The following is a 16,266-nucleotide window of genomic DNA, read 5'->3' as shown; positions in this document are numbered from 1 at the left end:
CTTCGCTGCTTATGTCAGCAAGGTCCTGATCCCAGAGATCGCACCCGGCACAGCGGTCATCCTCGACAATCTCGCCACCCACAGGAACAAGGACGCCGCAGCGGCTCTCAAGGCCCATGGCTGCTGGTTCCTATACTTGCCGCCATACTCACCCGACCTGAACCCGATCGAGCAGGCGTTCTCCAAGCTCAAAGCTCACCTCCGCCGGGTCGGAGCGCGCTCCTTCACGGCAGTCTTCGATGCCATCGGTGAAATCTGCAATCTCTATGACCCGACGGAGTGTTGGAACTACTTCAGGGCTGCAGGGTATGCCTCAAACTAATCTCGAAACGCTTTAGGAGCCGTAGGGTTTGCCTATCGGCAGATATCCGATGACAAGGGAGCGCCAGCCGTGCTCGATGGGTTCAGATCGGAGACCTACGGGATAGGCCCTCAGATTGCCTATAGCGGTGAGTTTGACGGCCGGCCGATCTACGCAAGCCTGCGCGCCTACAACGAGTTTGAAACGAAAAATAGGACGGAGGGGGTTGGGGCGTTCTTTACGTTGTCGATACCGTTCTGATCGGCCGGGACACTTTCGACATTTTCTGCTCGCGCCTTGAGCCGCATTTGGACCGATCGTCTGCAAAGTCTACTGAGCCGCCGGCTATGGTTTTTGCCGCGAATGGCCGCTCTCCGCCCTCCCTGCCGATTTCTGCACCCGCGAGATTGGGACTGCTTGGCGACATGGCACAACGTCGCGACCGGCCCGAAGCCGCCGTTCGTGGACGCCACAGAAAACGTCGGCGAAGCGGTCCAAAGCCGGCAATTATTACGATCGCCGCGTTGGTCAATTCGGGCGGGTTCCGGGCCTTCCCTGCGGTGGTGAACCAATTGGGCTGCGACGTCGAGATCGGACATTTTGACCGCGCGGTTCCTGGGCTCGTTTCGTTAACAGTCCTGTGGTTGATCAATACCTCACCAGCAGCAGAAGCCGCCGTCGACCAGGAGGTCTACCCCAGTACAGAACGAGGAAGCGTCGGAGGCAAGGAAGACCGCAGGGCCGACCATCTCATCCACCGTCGCCATGCGCTGCATCGGGGTCTGGGCCTCGAATTCCCTCGTCTGGTGCACCATCTCGGGTCGGGTGTTCATCGGCGTGGCGGTATAACCCGGCGAGATTGAGTTGACCCGGACGCCCCGGTCGACCCATTCCATCGCCATCGATTTTGACATGTGGATCACGCCGGCCTTCGAGGCGTTGTAATGCACCTGGCTCAGGCCGCGGTTGACGATCACGCCGGACATCGAAGCGATGTTGATGATCGCGCCCTTGCCATGCTTGAGCATCGCGTTCGCCTCGGCCTGGCAGGAAAAGAATACCCCCTTCATGTTGATGTCCATGAGGGTCTGGTATTGCTCCTCGGACATCTCCTCGGCGGGGTTGGCGTTGGCGATGCCCGCCGAGTTCACCGCGATGCCGAGGGCGCCGAGTTCTTTCTCGGTGCGCGCCACCGCTTCGTCCATCGAGGCCCGGTTGGTCACGTCGGCCGAAATCGCAATGGCCTTGCGCCCGGCGCCTTCGATCATACCGACGGTATCGGCAAGGCCCGTGTCAGTGCGCCGGTCGAGGCAGGCCACATCCGCGCCACATTGCGCGAGCCCGAGGGCGATGCGCTGGCCGATGCCGCTGCCGGCGCCGGTCACGAAGGCGACGCGGCCGGAGAGATCGAAGAGTTTCGGGGCGTTGAGGGTAATTTCGGTCATTTTTTCCTCCTGGAAGCGGGGGCGCCGTCCGACGTCGGCGCGTAATCAGTGCGTTTGGGCCGGCGTGGGCCTCACGACATGATGAGGCCGCCGTCGACGTTGATCGTCTGGCCGGTGATGTAATCGGCGTCTTCGCTGGCGAGGAAGGCGACGAGGCCGGCGACATCCTTGCCGGTGCCGGCGCGCTTCATTGGGATCTTCTGTTCGACCCATTCGTTGATGAGTTCGCCCGGCTTGTAGTCGCCCAGCATCTCGCCCCAGACCTTGTCATTGTAGTCCCACATCTCAGTCACGATGATGCCGGGGCAGATCGCGTTCACGGTGATGTTGTCGAGCGCCACTTCCTTGGCGAGGCTCTGGGTGATGCCAACCACGCCCATCTTGGATGCCGCGTAGTGAGGCGTATAGATGAACCCGTCGCGGGCCTGGCCCGACGCGGTATTGATCAGCCGGCCGGCCTTGCCGGAGGCGCGCATCCGCCGGATCGCTTCCTGGCAGCACAGGAACACGCCCTTGGTGTTTACATCGAGCACCAGGTCCCATTCCTTCTCGGTCATGTCCTCGATCTTCGCGATCGTGATGACGCCGGCATTCTGAATCGAGACTTCGACCGGGCCGAACAGCTCCTCCGCCGTGTCATAGAGTGCCTTCACTTGGTCGATCTTGGTGACGTCGCAAACCACCGGCTCGACCTTCGCACCGGTCGCCTGCGCCAGTTTCCGGGCCGCGTCGGCCACATTCGCCTCGATCGAGGCCATGACGACGTTGGCGCCTTCTTCCGCAAACCGCTCGGCCATCGCGTAACCGATCCCCTGGTTGCCCCCGGTGACGACGACTGTCTGCCCTTCGAAACGCTTCATTGTGATCTCCTGGTTCAAACTCCGCCGCATGCGGGGATGTGTGTCATGCCTCGCGCGTGTCCTGCGTGCGGCTGCCCTGACCGCTGCGCCACCAATCCGCCAGGCTCTCTTTCGTGAGCATCTGCGAGCCGGTTTCGTGCTCTTGCGGCGTCTTGTGGTTCTGGTTCATCGCGACGAGGTATTTCACCGTCCAATAGCCGATTTCCCATTGGTGCTGGGCAATGACACCGGCGATGACACCGTCTTCGATGAACTTGAGCGTCTCCTGCAAATCGTCCCAGCCGACAACGGTCACTTTCCCTGTGCGCCCGGCATTGACGACGGCGCGAGCGGCGCCAATCGGGTTGGACGCGTCGACCCCGATGATACCGACGATATCCGGATGCGCGTCGAGCGCCTCTTCCGCGAGGCGCACGGCCCTCTCCGGGTTGTCGTCGTCGTATAGCTCGGCGACGATCTCGATTTCCGGGTAGGACGTGATGGCCTCGCGGAACCCGGCCACCCGAGCGACATGGTTGGCTGCGGTCTCGCTGCCTGCGAGGATCGCAACCTTGCCGGTCTCGCCGATCTTCTCGGCCAGGAAATTGCCAAGCACCGCGCCGTCCTCGAAGTCACCCTTGTGTCCGACGAATGCAAAGGCGTCGTCGCAACGGGTGTCGAAGGTGACGAGGTTGATGCCGGCATCGACCGCCTTGCGAAGCAGCGGGGTTTCGGTGGCGGGGTCGAGGCAGGATACGGCGAGCCCGTCGGGCCTTCGTGCGATCTGTGCCTCGATCCGCGCATTGTGCTCGGCTACGTCGGCCCGGGGCGGAGAATCCCAGGTCACTTTCACGTCGATCCCGGATGCCTTCAACTCGTCCACCGCTTTTCGCGCACCGGCGGCAACCACGTCATACCAAGGGTGCACCACTTTCGGGACGAAGACCAGTTCGAGGGTCTCGTCGATCGGTTTGATCTTGTCGCCCTGATCGTAGGCCCGAGCGCGGCCGAGCGTTGCCAGTTCCATTACCGACACGTCATTGGCATCGGCACGGTCGAGGATGCCGGTCTGGCGACCCGCCGACATGACCAGGATGCGGTTCGAGACGCCGAGCACCTCCTCCAGGTCGGAACTGACAACAATCACCGCGACGCCCTGGTTCGCGAGCTCGACGATAATGTCGTAGATCGACGAGCGCGCACCGACGTCGATGCCGCGGGTGGGCTCATCCAGGACCACGACCTGCGGGTTTTCCTGTGCCAGCCACTTCGCGATGACGACCTTCTGCTGGTTGCCGCCCGACATCTCGTTGGCGTTCTGACGACCGACACCTTTCACGCCAAACTGCTCGATCTGGTGGTCGGCGAATGCGCGCAGGCGCCGTTTGCCGACCCAGCCCGCACGCGCGATCGCATCCATGTTCGCATAGGCGATGTTCTCGGCGATGGAATGCTGAAGGATCAGACCCTGCAATTTCCGGTCTTCGGGCACGAGAACGATCCCGTTCCTGATCGCGTCGCGCGGCCGTTTCGGCGTGATCTCCCGACCACTCAGCAAAACGTGCCCGGACGAGATCGGATCGGCCCCGGTGATTGCGCGAACAAGCTCGGTGCGCCCCGCGCCCACCAGTCCTGCGACACCAAGGATCTCGCCCTTCTGCACGGAAAAGTTCACATCCTCGAAATCGCCACGCGCCGACGTGAGGCCTTTCACTTCGAGTACGGTCTCCTCGCCGGGGGTCGGAACGGCCGGGAACATCCGGCCCATCTTGCGACCGACCATGGCCTCGACGATCGTGCGCACCGGCACGTCACCGCGGTCGAACTCCTTCACCTTGTCACCGTCCCGCATGACGACGATGCGGTCGGCGACCTGTCGGATCTCCTCGAGCCGGTGTGAAATATAGATGATGCCGACGCCGTCGGCCTTGAGCTTTTCGACCTGCTCGAACAGCAGCTTGGTCTCGGCGCCACCCAAGGCCGCCGTCGGCTCGTCAAGGATGAGCAACCGCGCATTGAGGGTGAGCGCCTTGGTGATCTCAACAAGCTGTTGCGCGGCGGTCGCCAGCCCTTCCACCTTCCGTGTCGCCGGCAGATCGAGCCCGAGCCGCGCGAGTTGCTCCTGCGCCTTCGCGATCATTGCCTTGCGGTCGACACGACCGGCCTTCTTCGGCCAACGTCCGACGAAGATATTCTCCGCGATCGAGAGGTGCGGCAGCAACAGCAGTTCCTGGTGGATCATGCCGATGCCCGCGTCGATCGCCTCCCGGGGGGTGGCGGGCGCGAAAGCCGCGCCCTGCCAGGTCATTTCTCCGGCGGTAGGGAGGATCGTTCCGGAGATGACGTTCGATACCGTCGATTTGCCGGCACCGTTCTCGCCGAGCACCGCCACGACCTCTCCGGCATGAATGTCCAGATCTATACCGTGCAGCACCTCCACAGGTCCGTAGGACTTGCGAATGTTCCTGAGCGAGAGGATCGGGGTTTTGCCTTGGGTCGTCATGGCCTTGCCTTTCGAAAACGATGCCGGCTGTCGCAGTCTTACGGGTGCTTTTCGACGAACTGAGCCGCGTTGTCGCAGTCGGTCAGAACCGCGTTCGGGATCTGGCGGGCCGGAACGGAAGCGCCCTTGGCCACGGCAATGGCCGAGTTAACGGCCAGCACGCCCATCGCCTGGGTGCTCTGGGTCGCGGTCACCACGAACGGCGTGTCGCACTTCGCGAGCGATTCCAGAGCGGCGACATCGCCGTCATAGCCACCCACGATGATCTGGTCCGAAAGGCCGGCGGCCTCGACGGCCTTGGCCGCTCCCATCGCGATGCCATCGGCCTGACCGAAGATCATTTTGATGTCGGGGTTCGCTTGCAGCATGTTCTGGCCGATCGAGAAGCCTTCGTCCGGCGACCACATATTCGTCCACTGCTGAGCAACCAGCTCGACGCCCGGGTTCTCGTCGATCGCCATCTTGCAGCCTTCGAACCGCTGGACTTCGGGCGTCGTTCCCTTCTGGCCGTGAATGATGACCATCTTGCCCTCGCCGCCGGCGCGCTCAATGATAGACGAGCAGACTTCATAGGACGACATCACGTTTTCACCGTAGATGACGGTGTCACCGGGCTCGCCTTCCGGCTCACGGTCGACGTTAATTACTGGGATGCCCTCCGCACGCGCAAGACGCGTAGGGACCGCTGCAGCGGCGGCACCGGCCGGGATATAGATGAAGGCGTCGATGCCCTGAGTGATGAGGTCCTGAACTTGGCTGACCTGGGTGTTGGTGTCGCCCTTCGCGTCGACCGTGATCACTTCGATCCCGAGGCTGGCGGCGTAGTTCTCGACGCCGAGTTTGATCTGGTTGAAAAAGTCCGCCTGCAGGTTGGGTACGGCAAGGCCGATTTTCTCGATCCCGATGCCTTGCGCCGACGCCCCACCCGCCACGGCCATGATGGCGGTCGCGAGCAGCGCTGATTTGAACTTCGATTTCATGAGAGTCTCCTCCTCAGTTGGGTGGTCCGTTGCATGTTAAGGACCGGGTTCGGTCCGAAAATCGGACCCTTGAGTTGGGGTGGGGCCGGAGCCCCAGTCCCGATCAGTTCTTTCTTTGCTTGATGGTCTCCGCGGCGACGGCCAGGACGATGACCACCCCGATGATGACGGCCTGCAAGAAGGGCGAGACGCTGAGCAGGTTGAGCCCGTTGCGAAGCACGCCGATGATCAACACGCCAATGATGGTGCCGCCGATGCCACCAGTGCCGCCGGACAGGCTGGTGCCGCCGATGACGACCGCCGCAATCGCGTCAAGCTCGTAGGCGATGCCGATCGTCGGCTGAACCGCATCCAGCCGCGCAGCAAGAAGAACACCGGCCAAGCCCGAGAGTGTTGCGCAGGCGGTGTAGACCAACACCGTTGCGCGCTTGACATTGATGCCGGCAAGGCGCGCGACTTCGGAATTGCCGCCGATCGCATAGAGAGATCTGCCGCCTTCCCGGTAGCGCTGGAACAGCAGGGCAAGCGCAAAGACCAACAGCATGACCGCGACCGACATCGTCAGAAAACCGCCGTAGCGGATGATTGCACCCATGTTGAACCAGGGCGGGAAGCCGATGATCTGGGAGCCGTTGGTGATCATGCTCGCCAGTCCGCGCGCGATCGACATCATGGCGAGGGTTGCGATGAATGGGGGGACCTTGAACTCGGTTATCACCAGCCCCGAGATCATCCCCGCAATCGCGGCGACAACCAGCGCGCCGGGAATTGCCAAGCCCATCGGAAGGCCGGCTTCAACGTTGAGGTATCCGAGCACCATCATCGCCAGTGCCAGCACCGATCCGACCGACAGGTCGATCCCCGCGATCAGGATCACGAACGTCATCCCGACGGCGATGATCCCGATCACCGTAACCTGGTCGAGGATGTTGAGGAAATTCCGCAGCGAGAAAAACGAATCCGTTGCGATCGACAGGAAGATTCCGAGCAGAATCAGGCCGATCAACGGCCCTGTCGCCCCGCCAAGAGAAATGAAATCGGAAAGGCGCCTCTTTTCTGGCGGCTGGGTCGACGTAGAACTCATTGGATCCTCCTCCGGCGCATATTTATTCATTTATGCTACATTATGCTTACTGAGGTCGGTCGCCGATGTCAAGCGCGACGAATTCCGCGCTAACCAAAACAAATCTTTAGAGTATGCCGCATCGCAGAATTGAGTTGGCGGAGTTCCGGCAGAAACGCGACCCTTGACATACCTACATGATGGATGTTTACTATTAATCGAATATTTATGCACAGGTGAGTCATGAAACCGTTCACGCCCGACGAACTCCGCGCCAAGGCGAACCAGATCCGCCGTCGAGACCTTCAAGCCGTCTTCGAAGCTGGTGCAGGTCACATAGGCGGGGAAATGTCGGTGACCGACATTCTGACGGCGCTCTATTTCAACGTCTTGCGCGTCGCCCCCCAGAACCCGCTCGACCCGAACCGCGATCGACTGGTGCTATCGAAGGGCCACACCGCCTGCGTCCTCTATGTCACCCTGGCCGAGCGCGGCTTCATTCCGAAAGAAGAAATCACGACCTTCCTGCAACCGATGTCGCGCCTCAACGGCCACCCGAACCGCACAAAGGTGCCCGGAGTCGAGACCAACACCGGTCCGCTCGGCCACGGTCTGCCGGTGGCGGTGGGCATGGCCAAGGCCGCGAAGATTTCCGGCGCCGACTGGAAGACCTACGTCGTCACCGGCGACGGTGAGATGCAGGAAGGGTCGAACTGGGAGGCGATCATGGCCGCCGCCCAGTTCGGGCTCGACAACCTGACCCTCATCATCGACCACAACCGCCTGCAACAGGGTGCCCGCCTCGCCGACACCAACAATCTTGCCCCCATAGCGCCCAGGCTCGAAGCCTTCGGCTGGGAAGCGGTTGAAATCGACGGCCACAACATGGACGAGATCCTCGCCGCCCTGTCGCACGAAGGCCGGACGCCCGGCAAACCGCGCGGGATCGTCGCCCATACCAACAAGGGCCACGGGATCTCCTTCATGTCCGACAACGTCGCCTGGCACCACAAGGTGCCGAATGCCGAACAATACGCCCAGGCTATGGCCGAACTCGAGGAGGCCGCGCAATGAATGCCCCGACTGACACCCCGAAACTCCACGATTGCCGCGACGCTTTCGTCGAGACGCTCGAGGCCCTCGCGGCCGAGGACGAGACGATCGTCGCCGTGGTGAACGACTCGGTCGGCTCGTCAAAGCTCGGCGGATTCCGCGACAAGTTCCCGGACCGACTGGTCAACGTCGGCATCGCCGAGCAGAACATGGTCGGCGTAGGCGCCGGCCTCGCCAACGGCGGCATGATCCCCTTCGTCACCGGTGCGGCCCCCTTCCTCACCGGGCGCGCGCTCGAGCAAATCAAGGCGGACGTCGCCTATTCCGAGACCAATGTGAAGTTGGTCGGAATCTCGTCCGGCCTGGCCTACGGCAATCTCGGGGCGACTCACCACTCGATCGAGGATTTCGCCTGGATCCGGGCCCTGCCGAACATCGTCGTTGTCGCCCCTGCGGACCGGATCGAAACCGCCGCCGCCGTGGCTTGGGCCGCCGAATACGAGGGCGGCGTGTTCCTGCGCCTGAGCCGTGTCGGCGTGCCGGACTTGCTGCCCGAGGGGCACGTCTTCGTGCCAGGCAAGGCCAACAGCTTGCGCGATGGCAGCGACGTCACGCTCATCGCCAACGGCGTGCTCTCCCACCGCGCATTGGCAGCCGCCGCCCTCCTGGACACGAAGGGCATCTCCGCCCGCGTGCTCAACATGGCCACCGTCCGCCCGACCGACGCCGACGCAATCATCTCGGCTGCCAACGAAACAGGTGCGATCGTGACTTGCGAGGAACACACCATCTTCGGCGGGCTCGGCTCAGCCGTGGCCGAAGTCGTGGTGCAGAACGCGCCGGTGCCGATGACCGTCCTCGGTGTGCCGGGCGAGTTCGCCCCCACCGGGTCCGCCAATTTCCTGCTCGACCACTACGGCATGTCCCCCGAAGGCATTGCCGCAAGCGCCGAGGCTCTCATCACACGAAAATCCTGAGGTCCGACCATGACACAGCGCGTCATCCTTGCCATCGACGAAGGCACTACCAACTCCAAGGCCGCGCTGTTCTCCGAAGACGGCTCGATCCTGGCCACCGGGTCGAGTCCGGTGCCAATCCGCCACCCGAAATCCGGCTGGGTGGATCAGAGGGCCGACGAAATCTGGGACGCCACCGTCGCAGCGATTTCCGCCTGTCTCGAAGAGGGACCCGAGGTGGAGATCGCCGCCATTGGTATCTCGAACCAGCGCGAGTCGATCCTAATCTGGGACCGCGCCACAGGCGCCCCGCTCGGCCCTGTCGTCACCTGGCAATGCCGTCGCTCCGCTGCGGCCTGCGAGCGGCTGAAAGCCGAAGGGAAGGAACCGGATGTGATCGCGCGCACCGGCCTGCCGCTCGACCCGCTTTTTCCCGCCACCAAGGTCGGCTGGCTTCTCGAAAACCACGCGAAGGACCGAGATCCGGCGGAAATTTGTGTCGGCACCGTCGACAGTTGGCTGATCTGGAAGTTCACCGGCGGCGCGGCGCATGCTGGCGACGCCTCAAACGCGGCCCGCACCCAACTTTTCAACATCGGTGACGGCCAGTGGGATGCTGAACTCTGCGCGCTGTTCGGTGTTGCGCGGGAGATGTTGCCAGAGGTGTATGACAGCTCGCATGTGTTCGGCACTACCGCGAGTGTCGAAGGCCTTCCCGACGGCATCCCGGTCGCCTCCGCCATCGGCGACAGCCACGCCGCCCTGTTCGGGCACGGCGCCCACCTTCCGGGCGACGGCAAGGTCACCTTTGGCACTGGCTCCTCGGTGATGACAACGGTGCCCAGCTTCGTCGTTCCCCCCAAAGGCATCACCACGACCATTGCTTGGCAATACGACGGGACGATCACCTATGCCTTCGAGGGCAACATTCTGGTCTCGGCCTCGATCCTACCGTGGACGGCTGAGTTGCTCGGCGTCGGATCGGTCGACGAGTTGATGGCGCTTTCGGAGACCGTCGACACCACCCTAGGTGTGTCGTTGGTGCCCGCCCATGTCGGCCTCGGCTCCCCGCATTGGGACAGCGAAGCGCGCGGTCTCATCTCCGGGCTCAACTTCAGCGCTGGCCCAGCCCACATTGCCCGCGCCGCCGTCGAGAGTATCGCGTTTCAGGTCAACGACGTGTTCGAGATTGTCCGAGCCAATGCAGGGCAGGACATAGGCCGGTTGTTCGTCGACGGCGGCCCGAGCCGCAACATGGGTCTGATGCAGATGGTCGCCGACATCATCGACCATTCCGTCATCACCAGCGAAAGCGCCGATGCTTCGGCCCGTGGTGCGGCCTACCTTGCCGGTCTCGCGGTCGGGTTCTGGCAAGACCTCGAGACCGTGGCCGGGCTCGAACCGCACGACACAGCGCTTGAGCCGAGGATGGATCCCGCCGCGCGCGCTGCCGCGGTCGGCCTATGGACCACGGCCATCAAGCGCTCGACAATGCGCCCATGAGAGAATATTTATTCAGTCGGACTTGCCCAGCAGGACGGAGCGCCCCTTGTCGCGGACCAACGAACTCAGGCTGATAGCCCGGGTTGCCCAGATGTATCACATCGAGAAGCAGCGCCAGGCCGAAATCGCCAACCACATGCGGATCTCGCAGGCAACTGTCTCGCGGATGCTCAAGAAGGCAATGGATGAAGAGATCGTCCGTACCACCGTGGTCGCGCCTCAAGGCACCTACGCCGAACTCGAAGACCATCTGCGGCAAAAGTTCAACCTGCCCGAAGCCATCGTGGTCGAATGCAGCGAGGAGCGCGACGGCGCGATCATGGCGCGCATTGGAGAAGCCGCGGCGCATTTTCTTGAAGCGACTCTGCAATCGGGCGAGGTCATCGGAGTGTCGAGTTGGTCGGAGACGATTCTCAAGATGGTCGACAACGTCCACCCGATTAAGGGCAACAAGGCAAAATACGTCGTCCAGACTCTCGGCGGCATGGGTGACCCCAGCGTGCAGACCCAAGCGACGCAACTCATCACCCGTCTGGCAAAACTCACCGGAGCAGAGGCGCGGCCGTTGTCGGTGCCGGGTGTCGCGCAGTCGCGCGAGGCGAAGCTCGCAATGGTATCCGACCCCTACGTGCGCGAGACGATGGACCAGTTCAGCCGGATCACCCTTGCGATCATCGGCATCGGCGCGGTGGAGCCGTCGCGGATGCTCGCACGCTCAGGGAACGTGTTTTCGTCTCAGGAACTGTCGGACGAGGCCGAAGCCGGCGCCGTCGGGGACATGAGCCTGCGGTTCTTCGACATCGACGGCAGGCCCGTCATCACGCCGCTCGACGACCGGGTGATCGGCATGCGGCTCGAAGAACTGGCCAAGGTCGACCGGGTACTCGCACTGGCCGGCGGCCCCGCTAAGGTCGCGGCAATTCACGGCGCGTTGAACACCGACGTGATTGACGTTCTCGTGACCGACAAGTTCACGGCCCGCCACCTCCTCGATCGGGTTGGCGTGGACACCACGTCATTTTTCAACGGCTCCTGACAGGGCGGTCTGCACCAGTGACAGGTGCCATGAACGTCGCCCTTCGCAGCAGTTTTGCATTGTGTGTCCTGCTTGAAGCGCCCAAACCTGAGGTTCCTTGCACATTGCTTTCATAGCGAATAACGGCACAGCCCCGGGTTACGAACCTCCATTGAGTAACGATTTCCTCTCGTGCGTGGAATGGCCGGTTCGGTGATTTCGCTCTGCGACACCGGCTCCTTGCGCGACCGGCGGGTCTGGGCCATTTCGCCGTCGCTTCCTGCCCCTCGACCGATGTCCGGAAGGTCCGCATCCCGGCCATCTGCCCCAATCGCGGCGAACTTCCGTTCACCGCCCTTGTTGCGGAATGCTGCACCGGCGAGGACCGAAATCTCTCGCTCGCAGCGGAGGTCCGCACAGTCGGCAAAGCCGAAGAAAAACCAACCCAATGGGGACATGGCGCAACGCGGCTCACTTTCCCAGGTTGGGGAAATTCCTCCCGTTCCGCCGGACGGTCGTGCCGTGGCGAAGCACGTAGAGGTTCGCCGGGCGGTCGTCGAGGCTGTCAGCCCCTTCAGCCGTTCCTGGACGTATGTGTGACCCACTCCGCCCAGCGGTCCATCAACAGCCGGCGCTGCTCCAGAAGGTCTGACCTCTGATAGGATCGTTGCGTCTTGGTTCCGACACTGTGGGCGAGCGATACTTCCGCCAGCGTCCAGTCTTCGCCGTGTTCCTCCGCCCAGTCCCTGAAACTGCTGCGAAAGCCGTGCGGACGGTACTCCAACCCGGCGCGGTCGAGGAACTTAGCCATCGCCGCGTCGGAGATCGGTTTGCCCCGGTAGGCGCAAAACAGGAACCCGTCTCTAGCCAGTGGGACCGCTGCTTCTACCACCCGCCGCGCTTCCTCCGACATGGGCACTCGAAAGGATTGGCTGTTCTTCATGTTCTCAGCCGGAATGTTCCAGACCCCGTCCTCAAACTGCTCGACCCGCGCCATTCGAACCGGACGAGAACGGCTCGCGGTCAGGATTAGCAGGCGCATCGCAAGTTCGGTCGGAGTTTCACCAAGCTTGGCGTAGAAAGCCGGGAGATCCGCCCACGGCATTGCCGGGATATTCGTCACTTTATGACCCTGCGATCCCAAAAGAATGCGGGCGTTCTGCACCACTTGCAGATCCATCTCGCCAGGGAAGGCCGCTGCGGCGTGCCGCATGACGATACCCAGTCGCTGGAGCGCCTTTTCCGATGCTGATGTCTTCGACCGCCAGACGGGCGACAGGGCATCTCGGACCTGCGTCGCTGTCAGCTTGGTGATATCCATCCCACCCAGCTTCGGCAGGATGTGTGTATTTACCGGTGAGAGCCATCGGCCCGCTTCGCCGTTCCCCTTCAGGTCGCCCTTGATCGCGTCGAAGCACTTGGCGGTGATCGTGGCGACGGTGCGGTCCTCTACCGCCTGCCGAACGGCCTGAGGGTCATACCCCTCAGCCAGGCCAGTCCGGGCCTCGTCGCGTTTCGCCCGCGCTGCCTTCAGACTGACATCTGGATAGACGCCCAGCGACATTTCCCGCCGCCTGCCGCTCGGATCCGTGTAGCGTAGGCTCCAAGTCCGGCTGGCACCGCGCACGAATAGGTACAGCCCCCGCCCGTCCGAATGCTTGCCATCCTCCAAATTCTTGCACTTCGTCTCGGACAGTATGTCTACCGCCATGTCTACCACTCGCCCTTGGTATCTACCGTTTTCATCTGGAGTGATATAGCAACTTAGCTCAATAAAACTAGGGTCATCTTGAGCGCTTTGGACGAAAGCAAGTGCTTCTCGACCGCACCATTATATCAAGAAAAACAACTTTAGATCAGCACCTTGCTAGGTACGATCTTATTGGAGGGGGCCGATTAGGGGGCCAATTCGCCAGCAGATAGCACAGCTGGCTGCCGCTGAAGGTCATGGTTTTCCGTGGGTGAAGATCACATTCGTCAGGGTGGCCCAATCAAGCATCACAAGAACCCTTGCCATCTTCACGGATGCTCAGCCTTGGATTGAGGATGCACGTCCCTCAAGGGACGCGCTCAACGTCCGCAAACCCCATGACCAACCCGACCAACGTCTCGACATCCACGTCTTTAAGTTCCTTCTGCCTTTCCTTACGCCGTTCCTTCTTCCCCTTCCGGTTCTGCAGGTCGAGCAGCAACCGCCGATCTTCCTCTTCGGAACGACCCTCTGGCATCTCGAAACCGTCCGGGCGTGGTCCCTGCCAGACGCGATACCAAGAGGCGACCATGTGCGTGCCGTCGCTTGGGTCGGGTAGTTTTTCCATAAAGGCGCTGCCATTGCCAACTGTCCATTCGAAGACGGGAATGTAGTCGGGGCGACCCGCGGCGCGGCTGGCGGCAAGGCGCTCGGCCCGCACGATCTGGTTTGACTGGATCAGGTCGCCGGGCTTGACGTCAGAAGGCGTGATCTGGCCGAGGCAAGTCCATGGGCGTTTCGGTCCCCAGCCGGGGGTCTTGTTATCGGTCATTGGAAGATCTCCAGAGTGAGGCCCGCGTGTTGGATCGCGAGGGTGATGATTTCGAGGTAGCGCGGCTCCACGACGGAGCCGCCGCCCCAGCGCGTCCTGTCGGCTGGGAGATGAGCGTCTGCCCATTCCTCCGCCTCGGGCGTGTTGGCGGTCAGCAGCGTGATCGATCCGTGGTAGGTGACGGTGAAATCGCACTGGGTCTCACGAGACCGGATCTGGTGGAAGAGTATGGCTGCCGGAAAGCCGGTCGGCCGGGTATCGAAGTCGCGGTCGGACATGGTCGGTGGTTCCTTTCGTTTGGAGGTCTCCAGAAATGCCGAAGGCCGCCCGGAGGCGGCCTTGCGTTTGGTTCATCTTGCGTAAGAAAGCGGCGGCGTCAGTGGACCCAGATCGAGCCGCTGTGTCTGACGCTCTATGTAAGGGCGCGGTGGCCGCACGGTAGGCGGTCGTCGAGGCGCCGGTGCGCGCACGGGCGGCTTTCCCCGTGCATCTCGCCTATTTCTTGGGGGTCATGGTCGAAATCCCGTACTTGTCGGAGATCTCCTGAAGCCGACGCCGGTCAGCATCGGTGAACTTTTTCTTTGTGGAGAGTTTCCAGCACTCATCCACAAAGTGGTTGTGGAGGTTCCTTTTCTCCTCCTTGCTAGAGTTCCAGACCGAGTAAATCACAACGGCGATGAAGATCACGCCGACCCACGCGGGGCCGCTGAACTGACCCGGTTCCCAGCCGCGGGCAAAAGTGGGGCTGGCGATCAAGGCAAGGGTGAGCGTGAGCAAGAGTTTTTGCATGCCGGTTTCCTTTCTGGATAGTCGGGTGTCGCGGTCGAGGTCGACGCGGTCGGCGAGATCCCGGCGGTAGCGCAGGTAGGGGTCTTCGTCGGCGGTTTGGCGGGGATGGTGAATGCGCTGGGCACCGATCATGAGGGCGGCGATGGCAGCAATGCCAACGGCGGCGAAGTAGAGGATCGCCATGGGGTCCTTTCAGGGGGGGGGCAGAAACGCCGAACGCCGCCCAATGGGCGGCGCTCTGGCAGATCGTTCGGTGGATGATGAAAAGGCGGGTCAGGCGGGCGTAGGAACGGGAACCCATTCTTCCGGTACGGTGGTGCAGAGCGCCATCCGCATGATGACAAACATCGAACCCTGCTCCGGCCCATCGGCGTTGACGATGGCGGCGACTATGGCTGCGTGCAGCCCAACGAATTCCAAGTACTGGAGATCGAGCGGCTGGTCTTCGATCGGAACATTCTGTTCGTGGTCAGCCGGGCACATAGCGCGGAAGATGTCATGTGCCATGGACGGCGTCATGATCCGGTTCCCGTTGACGATGCAGGACGCGATCTCCAGCGAGACTGACCTGTCGAGTTCTGAGTAGCCTTCCCAGTCAGGCAGGGGATCGACGCCCAATGCTTTTGCGATGGCGTCCATCCTTGCGCGGGCCACGATTTCGATGAATGTGGTCATAGTGATTGTCCTTTCGGATTTTAAAGGCAGTCCTTATTTTTTTTGGTGGCTGGCGGTAGTGGCCTTCCCCATAGTTGCTGTGATTTGGGCTCCTAGCGGGACAAAGACTCCCGCATCGCTTCGGCTTCGGCGTCTGTCAGGTCGCGGTTGGCTACATGGCTCATCGACCGTGTCCGCCCCCCCCAAAAAAAACCGACGTCCCTCAACCACCCGGGCCGACCAGCCCCAACACGCCACAGGAGGCCGTGGAGGCCGCCAGAGAGTCCGTTCTAGAGCGTTTCGCGGCCTATCTGATTCAGGCTTCCCAGATTGGTTGTGATGTGATTCCCTTCTGTTGAGGCAGATATAGGGGTCTCAGATGGGCAAACCACATCCAATAGAGCTACGCGAGCGCGTCGTCGCTTTTGTCGATGAAGGTCACGGGCACCGCGAGGCGGCGCGGCACTTCCGGGTTTCGCCGAGATTTGTGAACGATCTGATCAAGCTGCGGCGGGAAACCGGATCACTGACACCACGACCGCAAGGTAACGGAGGTGGTCACCGCAAACTGGCCGGCGTGACCGGCTGGATTGAGGCGCGCATCGCCGACAAGGGAGAGATCACACTCGGCGAATTGGCAGCG

At 62.1% G+C, this 16,266-nt stretch carries 16 protein-coding genes and 1 pseudogene; 7 read left to right on the top strand and 10 right to left on the bottom strand.

Annotated features, from left to right (window positions below):
- Together BLR85_RS25225 and BLR85_RS30630 are read left to right on the top strand one after the other, a co-directional pair.
- Positions 1 to 322 (top strand): transposase (locus BLR85_RS25225; RefSeq protein ID WP_170844759.1); only part of this gene is annotated, 322 nt, incomplete at its 5' end.
- Between the two features lie 24 nt (positions 323 to 346).
- Positions 347 to 562: pseudogene (locus BLR85_RS30630) on the top strand (transporter); the annotation flags it as partial.
- Between the two features lie 395 nt (positions 563 to 957).
- On the opposite strand, the gene BLR85_RS25215 reads toward BLR85_RS30630, so the two are convergent.
- From BLR85_RS25215 to BLR85_RS25195, 5 genes are all read right to left on the bottom strand, one after another.
- Positions 958 to 1,746 (bottom strand): SDR family oxidoreductase, encoded by a 789-nt coding sequence (locus BLR85_RS25215; RefSeq protein ID WP_093163964.1) that lies wholly within the window; start codon positions 1,744 to 1,746, stop codon positions 958 to 960.
- Between the two features lie 71 nt (positions 1,747 to 1,817).
- A complete protein-coding gene (locus tag BLR85_RS25210) occupies positions 1,818 to 2,606 on the bottom strand; it encodes an SDR family NAD(P)-dependent oxidoreductase (protein ID WP_093163962.1) in 789 nt (262 codons plus the stop codon).
- A 43-nt stretch (positions 2,607 to 2,649) separates the two neighbouring features.
- Positions 2,650 to 5,088, bottom strand: coding sequence for a substrate-binding domain-containing protein (locus tag BLR85_RS29670; RefSeq protein ID WP_212635164.1), 2,439 nt, complete (start codon positions 5,086 to 5,088; stop codon positions 2,650 to 2,652).
- A gap of 38 nt (positions 5,089 to 5,126) precedes the next feature.
- Complete coding sequence (locus BLR85_RS25200; RefSeq protein ID WP_170844758.1) at positions 5,127 to 6,068, bottom strand: substrate-binding domain-containing protein; 942 nt, start codon at positions 6,066 to 6,068, stop codon at positions 5,127 to 5,129.
- 103 nt (positions 6,069 to 6,171) lie between these two features.
- Complete coding sequence (locus tag BLR85_RS25195) at positions 6,172 to 7,152, bottom strand: ABC transporter permease (RefSeq protein WP_093163960.1); 981 nt, start codon at positions 7,150 to 7,152, stop codon at positions 6,172 to 6,174.
- 222 nt (positions 7,153 to 7,374) lie between these two features.
- On the opposite strand from BLR85_RS25195, the gene BLR85_RS25190 reads away from it, so the two are divergent.
- From BLR85_RS25190 to BLR85_RS25175, 4 genes are read left to right on the top strand one after another with little or no spacing between them, the layout of a single operon-like run.
- A complete protein-coding gene (locus BLR85_RS25190) occupies positions 7,375 to 8,205 on the top strand; it encodes a transketolase (RefSeq protein ID WP_093163958.1) in 831 nt (276 codons plus the stop codon).
- The gene (locus tag BLR85_RS25185) at positions 8,202 to 9,161 is read left to right on the top strand and encodes a transketolase family protein (protein WP_093163956.1); all 960 of its coding nucleotides are present in this window, start codon (positions 8,202 to 8,204) and stop codon (positions 9,159 to 9,161) included. The genes BLR85_RS25190 and BLR85_RS25185 overlap by 4 nt, the downstream gene beginning before the upstream one ends.
- A 9-nt stretch (positions 9,162 to 9,170) precedes the next feature.
- Entirely contained in the window at positions 9,171 to 10,643 is a 1,473-nt protein-coding gene (locus BLR85_RS25180) for an FGGY family carbohydrate kinase (RefSeq protein ID WP_093163954.1), read from the top strand.
- 46 nt (positions 10,644 to 10,689) lie between these two features.
- Positions 10,690 to 11,679, top strand: a complete 990-nt coding sequence (locus BLR85_RS25175) for a sugar-binding transcriptional regulator (RefSeq protein WP_093163952.1) — start codon at positions 10,690 to 10,692, stop codon at positions 11,677 to 11,679.
- 553 nt (positions 11,680 to 12,232) lie between these two features.
- Here the strand turns inward: BLR85_RS25175 and BLR85_RS25165 are convergent.
- The 5 genes from BLR85_RS25165 to BLR85_RS25145 form a co-directional block, all read right to left on the bottom strand.
- Entirely contained in the window at positions 12,233 to 13,369 is a 1,137-nt protein-coding gene (locus BLR85_RS25165) for a tyrosine-type recombinase/integrase (RefSeq protein ID WP_093163948.1), read from the bottom strand.
- Between the two features lie 346 nt (positions 13,370 to 13,715).
- The gene (locus tag BLR85_RS25160; RefSeq protein ID WP_093163946.1) at positions 13,716 to 14,180 is read right to left on the bottom strand and encodes a hypothetical protein; all 465 of its coding nucleotides are present in this window, start codon (positions 14,178 to 14,180) and stop codon (positions 13,716 to 13,718) included.
- The gene (locus BLR85_RS25155) at positions 14,177 to 14,458 is read right to left on the bottom strand and encodes a hypothetical protein (RefSeq protein WP_093163944.1); all 282 of its coding nucleotides are present in this window, start codon (positions 14,456 to 14,458) and stop codon (positions 14,177 to 14,179) included. Before BLR85_RS25155 ends, BLR85_RS25160 begins: the two co-directional genes overlap by 4 nt.
- A 217-nt stretch (positions 14,459 to 14,675) precedes the next feature.
- Positions 14,676 to 15,152, bottom strand: coding sequence for a hypothetical protein (locus tag BLR85_RS25150; RefSeq protein WP_093163942.1), 477 nt, complete (start codon positions 15,150 to 15,152; stop codon positions 14,676 to 14,678).
- Positions 15,153 to 15,242: 90 nt separating this feature from the next.
- Positions 15,243 to 15,644, bottom strand: a complete 402-nt coding sequence (locus BLR85_RS25145) for a hypothetical protein (protein ID WP_093163940.1) — start codon at positions 15,642 to 15,644, stop codon at positions 15,243 to 15,245.
- Positions 15,645 to 16,002: 358 nt separating this feature from the next.
- On the opposite strand from BLR85_RS25145, the gene BLR85_RS25140 reads away from it, so the two are divergent.
- On the top strand, positions 16,003 to 16,266 hold a 264-nt coding region (locus BLR85_RS25140), incomplete at its 3' end, for a helix-turn-helix domain-containing protein (protein WP_139188357.1).

The organism is Aliiruegeria lutimaris (assembly GCF_900099935.1).
Lineage (GTDB): Bacteria > Pseudomonadota > Alphaproteobacteria > Rhodobacterales > Rhodobacteraceae > Tropicimonas > Tropicimonas lutimaris.
Note: the sequence above shows the minus strand (reverse complement) of the source record. Positions and strands in the feature narration are given on the sequence as shown.

Coding starts and splice junctions, on each gene's coding strand:
- BLR85_RS25215 (WP_093163964.1), bottom strand. CDS start 1,746: ATGACCGAAATTACCCTCAACGCCCCGAAACTCTTCGATCTCTCCGGC.
- BLR85_RS25210 (WP_093163962.1), bottom strand. CDS start 2,606: ATGAAGCGTTTCGAAGGGCAGACAGTCGTCGTCACCGGGGGCAACCAG.
- BLR85_RS29670 (WP_212635164.1), bottom strand. CDS start 5,088: ATGACGACCCAAGGCAAAACCCCGATCCTCTCGCTCAGGAACATTCGC.
- BLR85_RS25200 (WP_170844758.1), bottom strand. CDS start 6,068: ATGAAATCGAAGTTCAAATCAGCGCTGCTCGCGACCGCCATCATGGCC.
- BLR85_RS25195 (WP_093163960.1), bottom strand. CDS start 7,152: ATGAGTTCTACGTCGACCCAGCCGCCAGAAAAGAGGCGCCTTTCCGAT.
- BLR85_RS25190 (WP_093163958.1), top strand. CDS start 7,375: ATGAAACCGTTCACGCCCGACGAACTCCGCGCCAAGGCGAACCAGATC.
- BLR85_RS25185 (WP_093163956.1), top strand. CDS start 8,202: ATGAATGCCCCGACTGACACCCCGAAACTCCACGATTGCCGCGACGCT.
- BLR85_RS25180 (WP_093163954.1), top strand. CDS start 9,171: ATGACACAGCGCGTCATCCTTGCCATCGACGAAGGCACTACCAACTCC.
- BLR85_RS25165 (WP_093163948.1), bottom strand. CDS start 13,369: ATGGCGGTAGACATACTGTCCGAGACGAAGTGCAAGAATTTGGAGGAT.
- BLR85_RS25160 (WP_093163946.1), bottom strand. CDS start 14,180: ATGACCGATAACAAGACCCCCGGCTGGGGACCGAAACGCCCATGGACT.
- BLR85_RS25155 (WP_093163944.1), bottom strand. CDS start 14,458: ATGTCCGACCGCGACTTCGATACCCGGCCGACCGGCTTTCCGGCAGCC.
- BLR85_RS25150 (WP_093163942.1), bottom strand. CDS start 15,152: ATGGCGATCCTCTACTTCGCCGCCGTTGGCATTGCTGCCATCGCCGCC.
- BLR85_RS25145 (WP_093163940.1), bottom strand. CDS start 15,644: ATGACCACATTCATCGAAATCGTGGCCCGCGCAAGGATGGACGCCATC.